A 16043-nucleotide genomic window follows, 5' to 3' on the forward strand; every position below is an offset into this window, starting at 1 on the left:
CGGCTACTCCCCCGCGACCGCGAGCGACTCGGCGGGCGGCGCCTGGGCCACGACCGGCGCCACCGGCGCCGACGGCGCGAGGCGCACCGGCAGGGGCTCGGTCGAGACGTCGCCACGGACGCGCTTGAGCATCACCTCGGCGCTGATCAGGCACATCGGCAGGCCGATGCCCGGGATCGTGGAGCTCCCGGCGAAGAGCAGGCCGTCGACGTGCCTGCTGATGTTGCCGGCCCGGAAGAAGGCGCTCTGCGCGAGCACGTGCGAGGGGCCGAGCATCGAGCCGCGCCATGCTCCGAGGTCGCTCTCGAAGTCGGCCGGGCCGATGGTGCGGCGGACCACGATGCGCTCGGCGAGATCGGTCGCCCCGGTCCAGGTCGCGATCTGCTCGATGACCGCGTCGGCGATGGCCTCGACGCGGTGATCGCCCGCGCCGTCGACTCCGCCGTGCCCGATCGAGGTGTCGGCCGGGATCGGCACGAGGACGAAGAGGTTCTCGTGCCCGTCCGGCGCGACGGAGGGGTCGGTCGCGCTCGGGCGGCAGACGTAGATCGACGCGGGGTCGGGAACCGACGGGTTCTCCCCGAAGATGCGCTCGAAGTTGTCGCGCCAGTCCTCCGTGAAGAGGAGGGTGTGGTGCTCGAGCTGCGGCAGCTCGCCGCGCACGCCGAGCAGCACCAGCACGGCGCTCGGACCGGGCTCGCGGTTCTCCCAGTACGACGGCGGGTAGGTGCGCAGCTCGTCGGGCAGCAGCGACTGCTCGGTCGTGAAGAGGTCGGAGGCGTTCACGACGAGGTCGGCTGCGACGCGCTCGGTCCCCTCCGGCCCCTCGAACTCGACTCCGACGACCTCGGCACCGCGACGGCTGCCGCGGGGCGCCCGCGCGGTGAGGATCCGAGTCGCGGGAGAGGAGGTGCGGATGCGCACGCCCGCCTCCTCGGCCACGTCCCGCACCGCGTCGATGAGCGTGGTGATGCCGCCCATCGGGTAGAGCACGCCGTCCGCCAGATCGAGGTGGCTCATCAGGTGGTACATGCTCGGTGCGGTGAACGGCGAGGAGCCGAGGAACACGGCCGGGTAGCCGAGGATCTGGCGGAGGCGGTTGTCGGTGACGGTCTTGCCGGCGAGGGTGTCCAGCGGCGTCAGGAGCAGGCGGCCGAGCGTGCTCGTGCGGCTGAGCACGTCGCGGCGCAGCAGCGGCAGGAACGACGAGAAGCTCGTGTAGAGGAAGCGGCGCTTGGCGACCTCGTAGGTGTCCCGGGCCGAGTCGAGGTAGGACCGGAGCCGCTCGCCCGCGCCGGGCTCGATGCTCTCGAACAGGGCCAGGTTCGACTCGAGGTCGGCGAGCACGTCGATCGGCTCGTCGATCCCCTCGCTGTAGACCCGGTAGCCGGGGTCGAGCGTGACGAGGTCGAGGCGCTCGGCGGCGCTCGTGCCCATCAGGCGGAAGAAGTGGTCGAACACCTCGGGCATCAGGTACCAGGAGGGTCCGGTGTCGAAGCGGAAGCCGTCCTTCTCCCACGAGCCGGCGCGGCCGCCGACGACGTCCTTCGCCTCGAGCAGGGTGACGTCGAAGCCGTCGCGGGCGAGCAGGGCGGCGGAGGCGAGTCCGCCGATCCCGCCGCCGATCACCACCGCGCGGTGCGGTCCGGTCTGCGAGCGGGCGGCCCTGGCCGGCCCCTGGCCCAGCCGGGGGGCGAGGGTCGAGGTCGCCGCGCGGACCGCGAGCGCCGCCTTCGTCGCCGTCGGCACGCTGACGCGGGCGCGGAGGAGCTCCTCGGCGGGCGTGTCGCGGATGCGGTCGGCCAGCGCCTGGAAGAGGGAGTGCGCGAGCCGCACGGCCCGGCGGCTCGAGCGGGGCAGCTCGGGCACGATCGCACCGGCCGCGTCGAGGTCGGCGTCGAGGTCGGCGAGGAGGATCGCCTTGTCCTGCTCGGAGAAGTTCCGCGGGTCGATGCCCGGGAAGTAGCTCCGGCCGAGCCCGTCGACGTCGGCCGCCAGATCGCGGAGGAAGTTGACCTTCTGGAACGCGGACCCGAGACGGCGGGCACCGGCGACGAGCCGCTCGCGCTGCGCGTCCGGGACGAGTCCCGCGTCGGGCGCCGCGAGGAACACCTGCAGGCACATCAGCCCGACGACCTCGGCCGAGCCGTAGACGTAGGCCTCGAACGACTCGGCGGTGTGCTCGGTCTCGCGGAGGTCGGCGCGCATGGAGGCGAAGAAGGGGGCGGTGAGCTCGGTGCCGATCCCGGTGGCCCTCGCGGTCGTCGCGAAGGCGTGGATGACGAGATTGGCGCTGTAGCCGCTCGCGAGCGCCCGCTCCGTCTCGGCCTCGAAGGAGTCCAGCGCCTCCTCGACGGCGGCGCGGTCGAGCCGGGCCTCCTCGGCGACGCCGTCGACGATCTCGTCGGCGACGCGCACCAGCGCGTAGACGTCCTCGACGCGCTCGCGCACACCAGGGCCGAGGAGCCGCGTGGCGAGCCCGAACGAGGTCGAGTAGCGGCGGATCACCTGCGCCGACGCCTCGTGGGCGACGCGGTCGTACAGTTCGCTCTGCCGGCTCATCGTGCCACCGTACGGGGGGAGTCCGCGCGGAGCGGCATCGAGGCGGCGGTCCGCGCGTGGCGGGCTCGAGCGGCGGTCATCGGGTGCGTCCCACGACGCTGGCGACGAGCGGGCGGACCTCGGCGCGGAACGCCTCCGGGACCGCGGGCACCGACAGCGCCTGCCAGGCGCGGCTCGCGAAGTCGCCGGCGAGGTTCTCGGCGTAGCTGCGCGCACCGCACTCCTCGAGGATCCCCCGCACGCGCTCGGCGGTCTCGTTGCCCAGGTGCTCGTCGCCGATGAGGTGCTCGATCTCGGGCCAGCACTCCGTCCCCGCCGCGTGGGCGATCAGGACCGTGCGCTTGCCCTCGCGGAGGTCGCCGAGCGTGGTCTTGCCGGTCTGCCCCTCCTCGCCGAAGACCCCGAGCAGGTCGTCGACGATCTGGTAGGCGATGCCGATGCAGCGGCCGAACTCCCCCAGCGCCGCGACGACCTCGTCATCGGCACCGGCCAGGATCGCGCCGGCCTGCAGCGGCGCCTCGAACGAGTAGACCGCCGTCTTCAGGCGCTCCATCTCGAGCACCTCGTCGACCGAGGGCATGCCGGGCATCAGCGAGAAGTCGACGTCGGCCAGCTCGCCCGCGGCGGAGGCGAAGACCGCCTCGTCGAGCAGGGTGAGCAGGCGGGCGCGGACGCCGTCGTCGGCGCCGACGCCCTCGACGAGGCGGTGGGCGCCGGTGAGCGCGAGATCGCCGGCGATGACGGCGACGGAGGTGCCGCGGTGCTCGGCGATCGGGATGGAGAGCCCGGCCGTGGTGGCCTCGTCGCGGTAGCTGCCCGAGACGTTGGGCCCGCCCCGCCGGACGAAGTCGCGGTCGATCACGTCGTCGTGGACGATCAGGGCGGTGTGGAGGAGCTCGAACGCGGCACCGAGGTGGGCCGCCGCCTCCGGGTCGCGGCCGCCGAGGCCCTCGTAGGCCGAGATCACCATCAGGGGGCGGAAGCGCTTGCCGCCGCGGGTGTTGGCCTCGAGCGTCTGCCAGAGGGTCAGGTAGCGCGGACCGAGCCGGCCCGCCCTGGCGCGCGCGAGCGAGAAGAAGCGGTCGAGCACAGCGTCGACGTGCTCCTGCCGCCGCTGGGAGAGAACTACGGAGTCTCGCGTATCCACGACCCGAGGCTAACAAACTCGCTTCTCTAGCAATAAGCCGGCTGAGTTACGGGAGCGTGCTTGACTTACCGTCATGACTTCGGGAGGAATCGCGGTGCTGACGGACCAGATCGAGCAGGTGGTGCTGCTCGACGAGACCGGCGGCGCCATCGGCGTCGCCGACAAGGCGACCGTCCACGACACCGCCACTCCGCTCCACCTCGCGTTCTCGTGCCACGTCTTCGCTCCGGACGGGGCACTGCTGGTGACCCGCCGCGCGCTCGAGAAGCGGACCTGGCCGGGCGTGTGGACGAACTCGTTCTGCGGGCACCCCGCCCCGGGCGAGCGCATCGAGGACGCCGTCGTGCGCCGGGCCGAGCGCGAGCTCGGAGCGCGGCTCGAGACCCTCGAGGTCGCCCTTCCGGACTTCCGCTACCGCGCGGTCGACGCCTCCGGAGTCGTCGAGAACGAGATCTGCCCCGTCTACACGGCGACGCTGTCGAGCCGCGAGGCGCTGGACCCGCAGGCCGACGAGGTCATGGACTACGAGTGGGTCGACCCCGAGGCGACGCTCGCCGCGATCCACGCGGCTCCCTGGGCGTTCTCGCCCTGGCTGGTGCTGCAGCTGCCGCGCCTGCTCGGCTGAGCCGCCCGGCTCCGCGGACCCTCAGTCGGAGTAGACGTCGGTGCGGTGGAAGCCGAGCGACGACCGCGAGGCGGTCGGGCCGCGCTGACCCTGGTAGCGCGAGCTGTACTCCGCGGAGCCGTACGGCTTCTCGGCGGGCGAGCTGAGCCGGAAGAAGCACATCTGCCCGATCTTCATGCCCGGCCAGAGCATGATCGGCAGCGTCGCGACATTGCTCAGTTCGAGCGTCACGTGCCCGGTGAAGCCGGGGTCGATGAAGCCCGCCGTCGAGTGCGTGAGGAGCCCGAGCCTCCCGAGCGAGCTCTTGCCCTCGAGGCGCGCGGCGATGTCGTCCGGCAGGGACACCTCCTCGTAGGTCGAGCCGAGCACGAACTCGCCGGGGTGCAGGATGAACGCCTCGCCCGCGCGGGTCTCGACCAGCCGGGTCAGCTCGGGCTGGTCCTCGGCCGGATCGATGTACGGATAGCGGTGGTTGTCGAACAGCCGGAAGAACCGATCCAGGCGCACATCGACGGACGACGGCTGGATCATCGCCGGGTCGTGCGGCGCCAGCCCCACGCGCCCTGAGGTCAGTTCGGACTTGATGTCGCGGTCGGAGAGCAGCACGAGGCGATCCTAGCCGCGAGGGCGTTCGGCACCTCCGGCGCGCCTTGCTACGATGGCCGAGTGCGCCTGCGACGGCGCCGCGCGAGTGTAGTTCAATGGTAGAACTTCTGCTTCCCAAGCAGATGGCGCGGGTTCGATTCCCGTCACTCGCTCCACGAACAGGGCCCTCTTCGGCCCGACACGCCGGGCGGATCGGCGCCGAGACGCGGATCCCGGGCCTCCACGGTGCAGGCTGGAGGCGTGAGCGAGCTGGTCCAGATCCCGTCGCCGGGCGTCGCCCTCGAGTACGGGCGCCCCGGACGTCCGGTGGTCGTGGTGCTGCACGACGTGTACGGCCGGCTCCCGTGGCTGGAGCCGTTCGCCGAGGCCGTCGCGAAGCACGGCTACCACGTGCTCCTCCCCGACCTCTACGACGGCTGGGCGACGCTCGCCCCCGAGGACGCCCGCGACCTGGCCGCCATGGCCGCGCAGGACCGCGCCCTCGCCTCCGTCGCCGACGCGGTGCGCGCGGGAGCGGCGGCGGGTGCCGAGCGCAGCGCGATCATCGGCTTCGGCTTCGGCGGTCGCCTCGGGCTGCTCGCCGCGGCCACCGGTCTCGTCGACGCGGTCGTCGCCTACTACGCGACCCTCGGGCACGAGGAGCACACCCTCGTCCCGTGCCCCACGCTCCTGCACTACGCCCAGCTCGACGAGTGGCCGGAGGGGGACGACCCGGAGTCGTTCGTCGGCAGGCTCAAGGAGGCGGGCACCCCCGTCACCGCGCACACCTACCCCGACGCGGCGCGGCACTTCGCGAACGGCAACCTGCGCGACGCGGTCAGCCCCGCCTCCGCGGCGCTCGCCTACGCGCGGACCCTGTCGTTCCTGAATCCGCAGCTGATCGACTACTGACCGCTCAGCCGTCGACGTCGTGCAGGTGGTGCACGACGTCGTGCAGGTAGTAGCGCGACATCGTCGCGACGGTGAACACGGCTCCGTCGCTGCGGCGGCCGGGGCGGGCCCACTGCTCGCCCGTCACGCCCTCGAAGGCGGCCGCGATCTGCTCGGCCTCCTCGACCAGCTCGTGCCCGACAGCCGCCGGCTCCTGCTCGGAGTAGCGGTCCTCGACGGCGGTGACGTCCTGGTCCCAGTTGGGGAACAGCGGGTCGTCGCCGTCGAGCATCAGCCCGAGGCGCCGGCGGTAGATGCGGTGGACGTCGCGCACGTGCGCCGCGTACTCGAGCGGCGACCACGTCTCGTCGTCGGGGCGCCCGGCGGCGCCGTCGCGCTCGAGGACGTACGGCCAGGCGGCCGCGTTCTCGCGGATGAGGTGCGGGACATCGACGGGGTCGACGAGCGAGGCGTCGAAGCCGCACTCGAGGCAGGGGCGCTCGGCCGCCCACGTCCAGTCCTTGGTGTCGGGAACGATCGGCATGGCTCCAGGGTAGGACGGCCCGGCGGGAGGCGACGGCACGGGACGGCCACGCACCGCGTCGCGCCTGCCACGTCTCAGCAGCGCGGGTAGCCGGTGAGGACGGCGTTGCGCTCGCTGTCGACCGTCCAGGGCAGACCGGGAGCACCCTCGGCGCCGGGCTGGGCGACGGCGATCGCCGCGAGTCCGCGGGCGACGTTCGCCGCGAAGTCGGCGCCCGGCGTGGAGCTGTTCAAGGAGACGGCGACGGTGAGCCCGGAGACGGGATCGGAGTACGCGGCGGTGACGAAGCCCGGCGCGACTCCGGAGAAGCCGCGCAGCGGACCGGCCTGATGACCGCCGAGCCCCGCGAGCAGCCAGTCGGGGCGACCCTGACCCTGCGGAACGGGGTCGGCCCACACGGCGTCGCCCGCGGGGTCGGAGGCGAGACCCGCGGCGAGGCGACGGAGGTCCTCGAGGTCGGTGATCGCGCCGCCCGCGGCACCGAGAGCGGAGGGTGAGGCGGCGCTCACGTCGCGGCGGACCTCGCACTGCACGGCTCCGTCGGCCGCGAGACCGGCCGAGTAGCCGCGCGGGGCGGGTGCCGGCAGATCGACGACTCCCGCCGAGGGGAGGCTCGTGCTGCGGAGTCCGTAGCGCGGCACGACGAAGTCCTGGTAGAGCGTGGCGACGCTGCGCCCCGTCGCCTCCGAGACGACGAGCCCCGCGAGCAGCGGACCGGTGGCGGAGTCGGACCAGGAGGCGCCGGGAGCGGCGATCGCGGAGCGGACCTGGGCGGCCGACAGGAGCTCGATCGTCGGCCACTCGCGGATCGGGTTCTGGATGACGGTCGGCCAGAGCACCGTCCGGAAGTCGGCGAGACCCGAGGTGTGCGCGCAGAGCTGGCGGAGGGTCAGCCCCTCGATGCCGGGGAGCGAGGTCAGCGAGTCGGCCACGTCGGCGTCGAGGTCGACGCGGCCCTCCTCGGCCAGCGCGACGACGACGTCGCAGGTCATCGCCTCCGTGCCCCCGGTGCCGAGCCGCACCCGGGCGTCGGTGGTGAGCGGAGTCGGGTCGCCGTCGCCGACGACCCCGATCGCGGTCTCCCAGCCACCCGCCCACGGCGACCAGACGCCGGCGACGGCCCCGGTCGCGCCGGCCGCGGCCTGCGCCTCGCCGAGGAAGCCGGAGAGCGCGGTCGCGAGCTCGTCGGAGACCGGTCCGTCGGGGGCGTCGGGGACGGAGGAGACGGTGCCGCCCGTGCAGGCGGCGAGCGCCAGGACCAGGGCGGGGACGAGGAGCGCCCCGAGTCGCCTGCCGGCCTTCGCGGACACGGCCTTCGATCGCACGGCCTTCGCGGACACGGCCTTCGAGTACACAGCCATGCCTTCGAATCCCCCCGGACGCCCTCTGGAACGCCCTCCACTGTACGGGCGCGGCTCGATCGCCCGGGTGCTCGGCGCGAGGCGTGATGCATTCGTGTCCGGACCGTGACGCGGATCGCGCGATCGCCAAACCGGTGGGGCGGGGGCTCCGAAGAGAGGATGTGCGGCGCGAAGCCGCCGATGCGAAAGAGGAGCGAGACCATGACCCGATCACCCAACCGTCTGATCGCCTCCGTCTTCGGCGCCGTCTACGTCGTCGTCGGACTGCTCGGCTTCGTCGTCACCGGCGGCGTGCAGTTCCTGGCCACGGACGGCGGACTGCTCCTCGGCATCTTCGAGGTGAACCCGCTCCACAACGTGGCGCACCTGCTGATCGGCGGTGCCCTGCTGATCGCCGGTCTCTCGACGGCATCGGCCGCGAAGACCGTGAACACCACGGTCGGAGGCGTCTACCTGCTCCTCGGGATCGTCGGCTTCTTCCTCGTCAACACCGGCCTGAACGTGCTCGCGCTGAACACGGCCGACCACTTCCTCCACCTCGCCAGCGCGCTGGTGCTCCTCGGAGCGGGCCTCGGGCTCGAGAAGAGCCGGGGAGCCCGCGCCGCGACCGCATGACCCGGGCGGTCCGCCGCCCCCACACACTCCGTCCGCCGTGGGCCCGCCGTTTTCCGCGGCGGACGGACCAGACGGCCCCGGACGACACGATGCGGTGTGTCGATCCGGGGCCTCCCTCTGCACTCCCTCCCGCAGCGCACCTCCTGCAGCCTCTGAAGACCGGAGCCGTGACATGACCACCGTCGCCCGCTGCAACGCCGCCTTCGCCGCTCTCGGCGCAGGGCTCGTGCACGTGTCCTCGGCCGCCGGCCGGGAGGACGCGGCCGTCGTCCCCTTCGCGCTTCTCGGCGCGGTCGAGCTCGCCTGGGCCGTCGCGGTGCTGGCGCTCGGCCGGTTCCCGCTGCCGCGCACCACGCTCGCGATCGCGGCCGCCTCGACCGCCGGCCTCGTCCTCGCGGTCGCGACCGGGCTCCTCCGGGATCCGCTGCCGACCCTGGCAGCGGGGCTCCTGCAGCTCGCCGCCGCGATGGTCGTCGCCTGGACTCTGCGGTCGCCCCGCCGCTCGGAGCGCGCTCTACCGGCCTCTCGCGCCGTGATCGGCCTGCTCGCCGGCGCTCTGACGGTCTCGGCCCTCGCGACTCCGGCGCTCGCGGCCACCTCGGGCGGCAGCGGGGACATGGGCGGGATGATGAGCGTGGTCGACAGCGGCCACGGACACTGAGATCACCCTGGCACCCACCGGTCGCCTCGGCTAAGGTTAGGCCAACCTAAGTAGCTGAGGGAGGCCGCCGTGTCGAACGTGATCCCGTTCTCGCAGGCCCTCCGCGAGCGGATCGGCCAGTCGGGAGCCGACGATGAGGGCGCGGCGTTCATGACCGCGCTGATGACCGGCTCCGGGAGCCGCGACGACTACATCGCGCTGATCTCGCAGCACTACTTCGTCTACGAGGCGCTCGAGGCGGTCGCCGACACGATGGCCGACGATCCGGTCGCCGCCGTGTTCCTCTCGCCGCAGCTGACCCGCCTCCCGGCGATCGAGGAGGACCTGCGCTTCCTCGTCGGCGAGGACTGGCGCGAACGGATCGCTCCGCTGCCCTCGACCGCGGCCTACGTCGAGCGGATCCGCACCGTGGCGAACGGCTGGAGCGGCGGCTTCATCGCGCACCACTACACCCGGTACCTCGGCGATCTGTCGGGCTGCTCCATCGTCCGCGCGCTGCTGCAGCGCCGCTTCGGCTTCGAGACCAACGGCGTCGGCTTCTTCCTCTACGGAGAGATCGCGGCGCCGTCCGCCTTCCGCGCCGTCTACCGCGAGCAGCTCGATGCGGCGGGCTGGGACGACGCGGAGCGCGATCGCGTGATCGCCGAGGTCGCGGAGGCGTACCGGCTCACCACGGAGCTGTTCCGCGAGCTCGCCCGCTCGCGCGTCGCGGCCTGAGCGCCTGCGCCCGGAGTCTCAGCCCGCGTCGGCGGTCGGCGCGGTGTCGGCGGTCGGCGCGGTGTCGGCGACCGCCGCGGGCTCGGCCCGGCGCTCGGACATGAAGCGCAGCACGTCCTTGTCGACGATGATGTCGCTCGGCCGGAGCGGCCGCGTGAGGTACAGGCCCTCGAGGCTCGTGATGCGGCTGAGCGCGACGTAGGTCTGACCCGGCGCGAAGGCGCGCTGACCGAGATCGACGACCGCGGCGTCGTAGGTCTTGCCCTGCGACTTGTGGATCGTCACCGCCCAGGCGAGGCGCAGCGGGAACTGCGCGAACTCGGCGACGATCTCGCGGGTGAGCTTCTTCGTGGCCGCCGAGTACGAGTAGCGGTAGCGCTCCCAGGTGGCGGGCTCGACCTCGTGCACCTCGCCGTCGACCTCGACCCACACCGTGCCGGCGACCTTGGTCACCCGGCCGATGGTGCCGTTGACCCAGCGCTGCTCGGCGTCGTTGCGGAGGAACATCACGTGCGCGCCGATCTTGAGCTCGAGGCTCTGATCGGCGGGGTACGAGCGGCCGCCGAAGTCGCCGCTGATCTCGGCCGTGGCGGTCTTCAGCGGACCCTTGAGCCGGGCCAGCGCCGTCTGGTTGATGCGGTTGACCGTGTCGTTGCGGGTCGCGAGCGTGATCGCGTCGTTGCCCGGCGGAGTGCGGGCCCCCGACGCGTTCAGCACGTCGGCGATCTCCTTCGTCACCATCCCGAACCGGACCGCGTTCAGCATCCACTTGAAGCGCTCGTCGCTCTGCCGGTGGATGCGGCCGAGCTCGATGATCCGCAGCGGGGCCTCCTGCCAGACCAGCGCGTCGAAGAACCAGAGCGAGCGGTAGCGGTCGGCGAAGTACGCGCGCTCCTCCGGATCGCCGGGGACGGGAGCGAGCTGGAACGGGTCGCCGAAGAGGACGACCTGGACGCCTCCGAACGGCTCGGAGCGGCGCTGCCGCGCCTGGCGGAGGCTGCGGTCGATGCCGTCGAGCAGATCGGCGTTCACCATCGAGATCTCGTCGATGACGAGAGTGTCGATCGTGTTCAGGAGCTTGCGCAGCTCGGGCGTCTGATCGAGATCGGAGTCGGCGATCACCCCGATCGGCAGCCGGAAGAGCGAGTGGATGGTCTGTCCGCCCACGTTGAGCGCGGCGACGCCGGTCGGCGCGCAGATGACGATCTGCTTCTCGGTGTTCCAGCTCAGGTGGTTCAGCAGCGTCGACTTGCCGGTGCCCGCGCGACCGGTGACGAAGAGGTGCTCACGGGTGTTCTCGATGAGGTCGAACACCCGCTGCTGCTCGTCGGACAGGGTCGGCTGGGTCACCGGTCCACTGTACCCGCGGCCTGCGGGGCACGACCGGTGCGGCTGCGGGACGCCGCCTCCGGAGACCCTGTGGAGGAGCCCCGGCTCAGGAGCGCTTCTCGAGCGCCGCCAGGCGGTCGTTGTAGGCCGAGAGCTCGGCGTCGTCCGTGCGGTCGGCCTGGCGGTCGCGGCGCTTGGTCTCGCGCTCGTCGGAGCGGCTCCACATCATCGCGACGACGATCGCGAGGGCGAGCGTCGGGATCTCGCCGATGCTCCAGGCGATGCCGCCGGCCGCCTGCTGGTCGGCCAGCGCATCCGTGCCCCAGCCCATCGCGCCGTACCAGTCGGCGAGCAGGAGGCCGGTGCCGGTCATCAGGGCGAGGCCGAAGAACGCGTGGAACGCCATCGTGCCCAGCAGCAGCAGGAGGCGCATCGGGTACGGCACGCGGTGGACGCTCGGGTCGACCCCGATCAGCACGCTCACGAAGAGGTAGCCCGTGATCAGGAAGTGCACGATCATCCACTCGTGCCCGATGTGGTCGGTCGTCGCCCAGCGGAACAGCGGCGAGTAGTAGAAGCCCCACAGCGAGCCGACGAACAGCAGCGCGGCGACGATCGGGTGCGAGATCACGGTCGCGAAGCGCGAGTGCACGGCGAGGAGGACCCACTCGCGCGGGCCGCGGGAGCCGTCGGTCCTGCGCTTCGCCGCGCGCGCGATGAGCGTCACGGGAGCGGCGGGGACGAGCAGGAGCGGCACGGCCATGGTGAGGACCATGTGCGAGAGCATGTGCGCGCTGAACAGGTACTTCTCGTAGGCGTTGACGCCGCCGTTGGTGATGTAGGCGAGCAGGAGCATGCCTGCGATCCACAGGACCGTGCGGTGCAGCGGCCAGCGATCGCCCCGGCGGTGCAGCCGGACGACGCCCGCGACGTAGAACGCGATGCCGAAGCCGCAGACGAGCAGCCAGACGAGATCGATGTTCCAGAGAGTGAGGAAGTTCAGTGCGCTCGCGGGCGGCGGCAGCGGCTCGCCCGTCAGCAGCTCCGCGGGAGTGGGGTTCTCGAGCTGCGTCGCGGCGATCTGGTCGACGGGCGTCGCGGTGCGGGCGAGGGCCGCGGCGACTCCGGAGGCGATGCCCATGAACGCGAGCTCGGCGCCGACCAGCCACCAGAAGCTCCGGCCGCCGGCACCGCCCGAGGTGCGCATCCGAGCGAGGAGGACGCGGCGCTGCAGCACGCCGAAGAGGCCGAGGGCGATGAGGACGGCGACCTTGACGAGGACGAGCACGCCGTAGCCCGTCAGCAGGTTGTCGAGCGTGGCGAGCCGGAGCTCGGCGCTGATGTAGCCGGAGGCGGCGACCACGACGAAGCTGACCAGCGCGAGGCTCGAGTAGCGCTCGATCACGGGCAGGAGGCGCCCGCCGTCGAGGAGCGGCCGCAGCACGATGATCGTGACGAGGCCGCCGAGCCAGACCGCGGCGAACACGAGGTGCAGCCCGAGCGCGGTGACGGCGGCGTCGTGCCCGCTCGCTCCGGCGGCGTGGCCCTGCTGCGCCATCGGCAGGAGGGTGAGGAGCGCGACCGCCGTCACGAAGACGAGTGCGGTGCGGTTGCGCACGGCGAAGCAGAGCACGGTGACGACCGCCGCCAGCAGCGTCGTGACGAGCCACGCCTGGCCGACGGGGATGCTGCCGATGAAGTAGCTGAGCTTGGTGCCGAAGTCGCGGTCGAGGCTCAGCGGCGTCTGCGTGACGTTGAGGAAGGTGAAGAAGCCGGTGACGGCGGCCGCGGCGGCGAAGAACGCGGCACTCGCGGCGGCGACGTCGAGCGCGACGGTGAACTCGGTGCGCGGCTCCGGAGCGGCGGTGGTCTCGGTCTCGCTGACCGGGGCTCCCGCTCCGACCAGGGCCCTCGTCCTCGTGCGGGTGAGCGCGCGGGGGCTGAGGGCGAAGAGGGTGAGCACGAGCGCGCCGATCATGCCGGCGGCGCCGAGGTTGACGGCCAGCTTCGCGAGCGGGAGGCCGTAGCGGACGACGGGGCCCGGATCGTTCAGCAGCGGTGCGTCGGCGCCCCGGCCGAACGCCAGCGCCGCCAGCAGCGCGACGAGGGCGGCGGCGATGAGGAGCAGCGCCGGCCCGAGCATCCGGACGGTTCGATTCACCCGGCAAGCCTACGTTCTCGCGCCTGATGGGGAGCCGCGACGACGAACGACGACGGCCCCGGCGAGTGCCGGGGCCGTCGTTCGTCGGCCGCGCGAGGCGACCGGGCCGCGACTACTTGGCGGCGGCCTTGAGCTTGGTGCCCGCGGAGACCTTGACCGAGTGGCCGGCGGCGATCTGGATGGTCTCACCGGTCTGCGGGTTGCGGCCGGTGCGCGCGGCGCGGGACGTGCGCTCGACGGCGATCCAGCCGGGGATGGTCACCTTCACGTCGTTGGAGACGGAGTCGGCGAGGGTGGTGAAGAGCGAGTCGAGGACGCCGTTGACGGCGGCCTGGCTCTGGCCGGAGTCCGCGGCGATCTTCGCGACGAGCTCGGTGCGGTTGAGCGACTTGTCAGCCATTGGAGTGTCCTCCCAGGACGTTCGCGCTGTTGAGAACAGCTGGTTGTTGTGGATCGTCCTCGGCCGGGGACGGACTCCCTCAACCGGTCGGACCGTCCGTAACCTACCAGCCCGATCCTCGAATGCCCGTGAATCGCGCCCCTGGAAGCCCGGAAACACGGCGATCCGCACCCGCGGGGACCCATGCGCCTCCACAGGACGCTCTTCGCGGACCCCTCCACCGAACGCCGTTCGCCCGGCCCACGGGACCCGGCCGCTCCTCAGGATCGGGGCATGTCGATCCTCTCCCCCGCCCCCGTCGCCGTCCCTCCGTCCCCTCGAGCCGCCCGGCCGCCGACCCCGGGCCGGTGGCCGCGGGAACCGGGGCTCCCGGCCCTCGCCCTCGGTCTCCTCACCCTGACCTCGGCGGTGCACCCGCTGTGGGCGCTCCCGTCCGTCGGCGTCGGAGTGGTCGGCGCGGTCCTGGCGGTGGCTGCGCTGCTGCAGCGCGGCGAGCGCCGGCAGGGGGCGCTCGGGCTCGCCAGCGCGCTTCTCGGGCTCGCGATCGCCTCCGTCACGGTGCCGGCGGCGCTCGGAGGCGCGGTCGCGATGCTGACGTGGTTCGCGGCTCTGCGACCCGGAGGAGCCTGACGTGTCCGGCGACGGGTCAGGCGGCGTCGCTACAGTATCGGCGGCGCGCGCCAGAGCACGCCGGAGAGGCGGCCTCGATGACGCAGGCGACGAACGACTGGATCTCGACGGCGATCTGGTGGCAGGTGTACCCGCTCGGCTTCACCGGAGCGGAGGCCACAGCGGCCGAGGGCCCCGGAGCGGGCGGCGAGCCGCGGCACCGGCTCCGCGCGATCCTCCCCTGGCTCGACGACCTGCTGGCCCTGGGCTGCAACGGACTCCTGCTCGGCCCGGTCTTCTCCTCGATGACGCACGGCTACGACACGGTCGACCACTTCACCGTCGACCCGCGCCTCGGCGACGACCACGACCTCGACGAGCTCATCGCGGCCTGCCGGGAGCGCGGGATCCGCGTGCTCTTCGACGGTGTCTTCAACCACGTGGGCCGCGACCACCCGTGGTGGCGGGAGGCCGTCGCCGCGGGTCCGGGCTCCGCTGCCGCCGCCCGGTTCTCGCGCGGGTCGTCGGCGCGCGAGGTCGACGGCCTCTCCGTGGACGTGTTCGAGGGGCACGAGGCTCTCGTCGAGCTCGACACCGCGAATCCGGAGGTCGCCGAGTACGTGTCCTCGGTGATGGCGCACTGGCTCGAGCGCGGGATCGACGGATGGCGGCTCGACGCGGCCTACGCCGTCGAGCCGTCGGCCTGGCGCGCGGCGATCGATCCGCTGCGCGAGCGCTTCCCCGCTGCGTGGTTCGTCGGCGAGGTCATCCACGGCGACTACTCGGAGTACGTCCGCGAATCGGGTCTGGACTCCGTCACCCAGTACGAGCTGTGGAAGTCGGTGCGCTCCTCGATCGAGCAGGGCAACCTCTTCGAGCTCGACTGGACGCTCCAGCGGCACGGCGGGTTCCTCGACGTGTTCCTCCCGCTCACCTTCATCGGCAACCACGACGTGACGCGGCTCGCGAGTGCGATCACCGATCCGCGGCACCACGGGCACGCGACGGCGATCCTCGGGTTCGTCGGCGGAGTGCCGAGCGTGTACTCGGGCGACGAGCGCGGACTGGAGGGAGTGAAGGAGGAGCGCGCGGGCGGCGACGACGCGATCCGTCCCGAGTTCCCGGCCGACCCGGGCGAGTGGCCGCGGGGCGACGCGTACCGGACGCACCAGGAGGTCATCGCGTTCCGGCGGCGGCACCCGTGGCTCGCCGAGTCGCGGACGCGGACCGTCGATCTCTCGAACACCGCCGCACTGCTGGTCGCGGACGGGCCGAGCGGCGAGACGGCGCGCCTCGCCCTCAACCTCGGCGACGAGCAGGTGACGGTCGGCGGGATCACCGTCGCCCCTCACTCGTGGGTGCTGCCGGACTGACGCGACGGCGAGCGGTCGCCTACGCTCGGGGCAGGCGTCCCGCACCGCGCCCGCTCCCCCCGGCGGACTGCGCTCGGGCGGGCGGTCAGGAGTGGACATGTCGGCGAGTCAGCAGGACAGGGCGACCGGGATCGACGAGGCGCTCGCCTCCCCCGCGGACCCGGCGGGCGACCCCGGGCCGGGCGAGCGCAGCGGGCTCTCGAGCCGCATCGCGGAGGAGATCCTCAGCGGTGCCGACGACTTCGGCGCGGAGGACTTCGGGGCGGAGCCGTCCGGGGCCGCGGAGTCCGGAGCGGCCTCGGACGGCGACGACGCGGCCGTCGGAGCTCCGCCGGCCGCCGGGGCGGCGCCGGCCGGCCTCCGCGCCGTCGAGATCGACGACCCCGCGCGGGCCGTCGGCGACGACCCGGAGAACCCGATCCACGGCTCGATGGCGGCGGAGTTCGAGGCGCGCTGACCCGGC

The 16043-nt window shown here is 72.7% G+C and carries 16 protein-coding genes and 1 tRNA gene; 9 read left to right on the plus strand and 8 right to left on the minus strand.

Annotated features, from left to right (window positions below):
- Positions 1–3: 3 nt before the first annotated feature.
- Both crtI and GSU68_RS14860 read right to left on the minus strand, forming a co-directional pair.
- Positions 4–2562, minus strand: coding sequence for a phytoene desaturase family protein (gene crtI / locus GSU68_RS14855; RefSeq protein ID WP_159909453.1), 2559 nt, complete (start codon positions 2560–2562; stop codon positions 4–6).
- A 76-nt stretch (positions 2563–2638) separates the two neighbouring features.
- Entirely contained in the window at positions 2639–3709 is a 1071-nt protein-coding gene (locus GSU68_RS14860; RefSeq protein WP_159909454.1) for a polyprenyl synthetase family protein, read from the minus strand.
- Between the two features lie 73 nt (positions 3710–3782).
- On the opposite strand from GSU68_RS14860, the gene idi reads away from it, so the two are divergent.
- Positions 3783–4334: an isopentenyl-diphosphate Delta-isomerase gene (gene idi / locus GSU68_RS14865; protein WP_208544583.1), complete on the plus strand. Its 552-nt coding sequence runs from the start codon at positions 3783–3785 to the stop codon at positions 4332–4334.
- A 21-nt stretch (positions 4335–4355) separates the two neighbouring features.
- Here the strand turns inward: idi and dcd are convergent, their stop codons facing one another.
- Positions 4356–4940 carry a dCTP deaminase gene (gene dcd, locus GSU68_RS14870; RefSeq protein WP_159909455.1) on the minus strand — a complete coding sequence of 195 codons (585 nt, stop codon included), beginning with the start codon at positions 4938–4940 and terminating at the stop codon, positions 4356–4358.
- 81 nt (positions 4941–5021) lie between these two features.
- On the opposite strand from dcd, the gene GSU68_RS14875 reads away from it, so the two are divergent.
- Positions 5022–5095 (plus strand) — tRNA-Gly (locus GSU68_RS14875).
- Between the two features lie 85 nt (positions 5096–5180).
- Complete coding sequence (locus tag GSU68_RS14880) at positions 5181–5831, plus strand: dienelactone hydrolase family protein (RefSeq protein WP_159909456.1); 651 nt, start codon at positions 5181–5183, stop codon at positions 5829–5831.
- Positions 5832–5835: 4 nt separating this feature from the next.
- On the opposite strand, the gene GSU68_RS14885 is transcribed toward GSU68_RS14880, so the two are convergent.
- Positions 5836–6354, minus strand: coding sequence for a DinB family protein (locus tag GSU68_RS14885; protein WP_159909457.1), 519 nt, complete (start codon positions 6352–6354; stop codon positions 5836–5838).
- A 74-nt stretch (positions 6355–6428) separates the two neighbouring features.
- Positions 6429–7715, minus strand: coding sequence for a serine hydrolase domain-containing protein (locus tag GSU68_RS14890; RefSeq protein ID WP_159909458.1), 1287 nt, complete (start codon positions 7713–7715; stop codon positions 6429–6431).
- Between the two features lie 201 nt (positions 7716–7916).
- On the opposite strand from GSU68_RS14890, the gene GSU68_RS14895 reads away from it, so the two are divergent.
- The 3 genes from GSU68_RS14895 to GSU68_RS14905 all read left to right on the plus strand — a co-directional run bounded on the left by GSU68_RS14895 (position 7917) and on the right by GSU68_RS14905 (position 9708).
- On the plus strand, positions 7917–8330 hold the full coding sequence (locus GSU68_RS14895; RefSeq protein WP_159909459.1) for a DUF4383 domain-containing protein: 414 nt from the start codon (positions 7917–7919) through the stop codon (positions 8328–8330).
- Positions 8331–8502: 172 nt separating this feature from the next.
- The gene (locus tag GSU68_RS14900) at positions 8503–8991 is read left to right on the plus strand and encodes a hypothetical protein (RefSeq protein WP_159909460.1); all 489 of its coding nucleotides are present in this window, start codon (positions 8503–8505) and stop codon (positions 8989–8991) included.
- A 69-nt stretch (positions 8992–9060) separates the two neighbouring features.
- Complete coding sequence (locus tag GSU68_RS14905) at positions 9061–9708, plus strand: biliverdin-producing heme oxygenase (RefSeq protein ID WP_159909461.1); 648 nt, start codon at positions 9061–9063, stop codon at positions 9706–9708.
- A gap of 18 nt (positions 9709–9726) precedes the next feature.
- On the opposite strand, the gene GSU68_RS14910 is transcribed toward GSU68_RS14905, so the two are convergent.
- The 3 genes from GSU68_RS14910 to GSU68_RS14920 all read right to left on the minus strand — a co-directional run bounded on the left by GSU68_RS14910 (position 9727) and on the right by GSU68_RS14920 (position 13598).
- A complete protein-coding gene (locus tag GSU68_RS14910; protein ID WP_159909462.1) occupies positions 9727–11058 on the minus strand; it encodes a DEAD/DEAH box helicase in 1332 nt (443 codons plus the stop codon).
- Positions 11059–11143: 85 nt separating this feature from the next.
- Positions 11144–13198, minus strand: a complete 2055-nt coding sequence (locus tag GSU68_RS14915) for a cytochrome c oxidase assembly protein (RefSeq protein ID WP_244259296.1) — start codon at positions 13196–13198, stop codon at positions 11144–11146.
- Between the two features lie 112 nt (positions 13199–13310).
- A complete protein-coding gene (locus GSU68_RS14920; protein WP_056037903.1) occupies positions 13311–13598 on the minus strand; it encodes an HU family DNA-binding protein in 288 nt (95 codons plus the stop codon).
- A 273-nt stretch (positions 13599–13871) separates the two neighbouring features.
- On the opposite strand from GSU68_RS14920, the gene GSU68_RS14925 reads away from it, so the two are divergent.
- The 3 genes from GSU68_RS14925 (at position 13872) to GSU68_RS14935 (ending at position 16037) form a co-directional block, all read left to right on the plus strand.
- A complete protein-coding gene (locus tag GSU68_RS14925; protein WP_159909463.1) occupies positions 13872–14228 on the plus strand; it encodes a hypothetical protein in 357 nt (118 codons plus the stop codon).
- A gap of 77 nt (positions 14229–14305) precedes the next feature.
- The gene (locus GSU68_RS14930; RefSeq protein ID WP_159909464.1) at positions 14306–15580 is read left to right on the plus strand and encodes an alpha-amylase family glycosyl hydrolase; all 1275 of its coding nucleotides are present in this window, start codon (positions 14306–14308) and stop codon (positions 15578–15580) included.
- Between the two features lie 97 nt (positions 15581–15677).
- The gene (locus tag GSU68_RS14935) at positions 15678–16037 is read left to right on the plus strand and encodes a hypothetical protein (protein ID WP_159909465.1); all 360 of its coding nucleotides are present in this window, start codon (positions 15678–15680) and stop codon (positions 16035–16037) included.
- The last annotated feature ends 6 nt before the right edge of the window (positions 16038–16043 follow it).

The organism is Rathayibacter sp. VKM Ac-2759 (assembly GCF_009834225.1).
Classification (GTDB): domain Bacteria; phylum Actinomycetota; class Actinomycetes; order Actinomycetales; family Microbacteriaceae; genus Rathayibacter.

Coding starts and splice junctions, on each gene's coding strand:
- GSU68_RS14920 (WP_056037903.1), bottom strand. CDS start 13,598: ATGGCTGACAAGTCGCTCAACCGCACCGAGCTCGTCGCGAAGATCGCC.
- crtI (WP_159909453.1), bottom strand. CDS start 2,562: ATGAGCCGGCAGAGCGAACTGTACGACCGCGTCGCCCACGAGGCGTCG.
- GSU68_RS14890 (WP_159909458.1), bottom strand. CDS start 7,715: ATGGCTGTGTACTCGAAGGCCGTGTCCGCGAAGGCCGTGCGATCGAAG.
- idi (WP_208544583.1), top strand. CDS start 3,783: ATGACTTCGGGAGGAATCGCGGTGCTGACGGACCAGATCGAGCAGGTG.
- GSU68_RS14925 (WP_159909463.1), top strand. CDS start 13,872: ATGTCGATCCTCTCCCCCGCCCCCGTCGCCGTCCCTCCGTCCCCTCGA.
- GSU68_RS14930 (WP_159909464.1), top strand. CDS start 14,306: ATGACGCAGGCGACGAACGACTGGATCTCGACGGCGATCTGGTGGCAG.
- GSU68_RS14885 (WP_159909457.1), bottom strand. CDS start 6,354: ATGCCGATCGTTCCCGACACCAAGGACTGGACGTGGGCGGCCGAGCGC.
- GSU68_RS14935 (WP_159909465.1), top strand. CDS start 15,678: ATGTCGGCGAGTCAGCAGGACAGGGCGACCGGGATCGACGAGGCGCTC.
- GSU68_RS14895 (WP_159909459.1), top strand. CDS start 7,917: ATGACCCGATCACCCAACCGTCTGATCGCCTCCGTCTTCGGCGCCGTC.
- GSU68_RS14900 (WP_159909460.1), top strand. CDS start 8,503: ATGACCACCGTCGCCCGCTGCAACGCCGCCTTCGCCGCTCTCGGCGCA.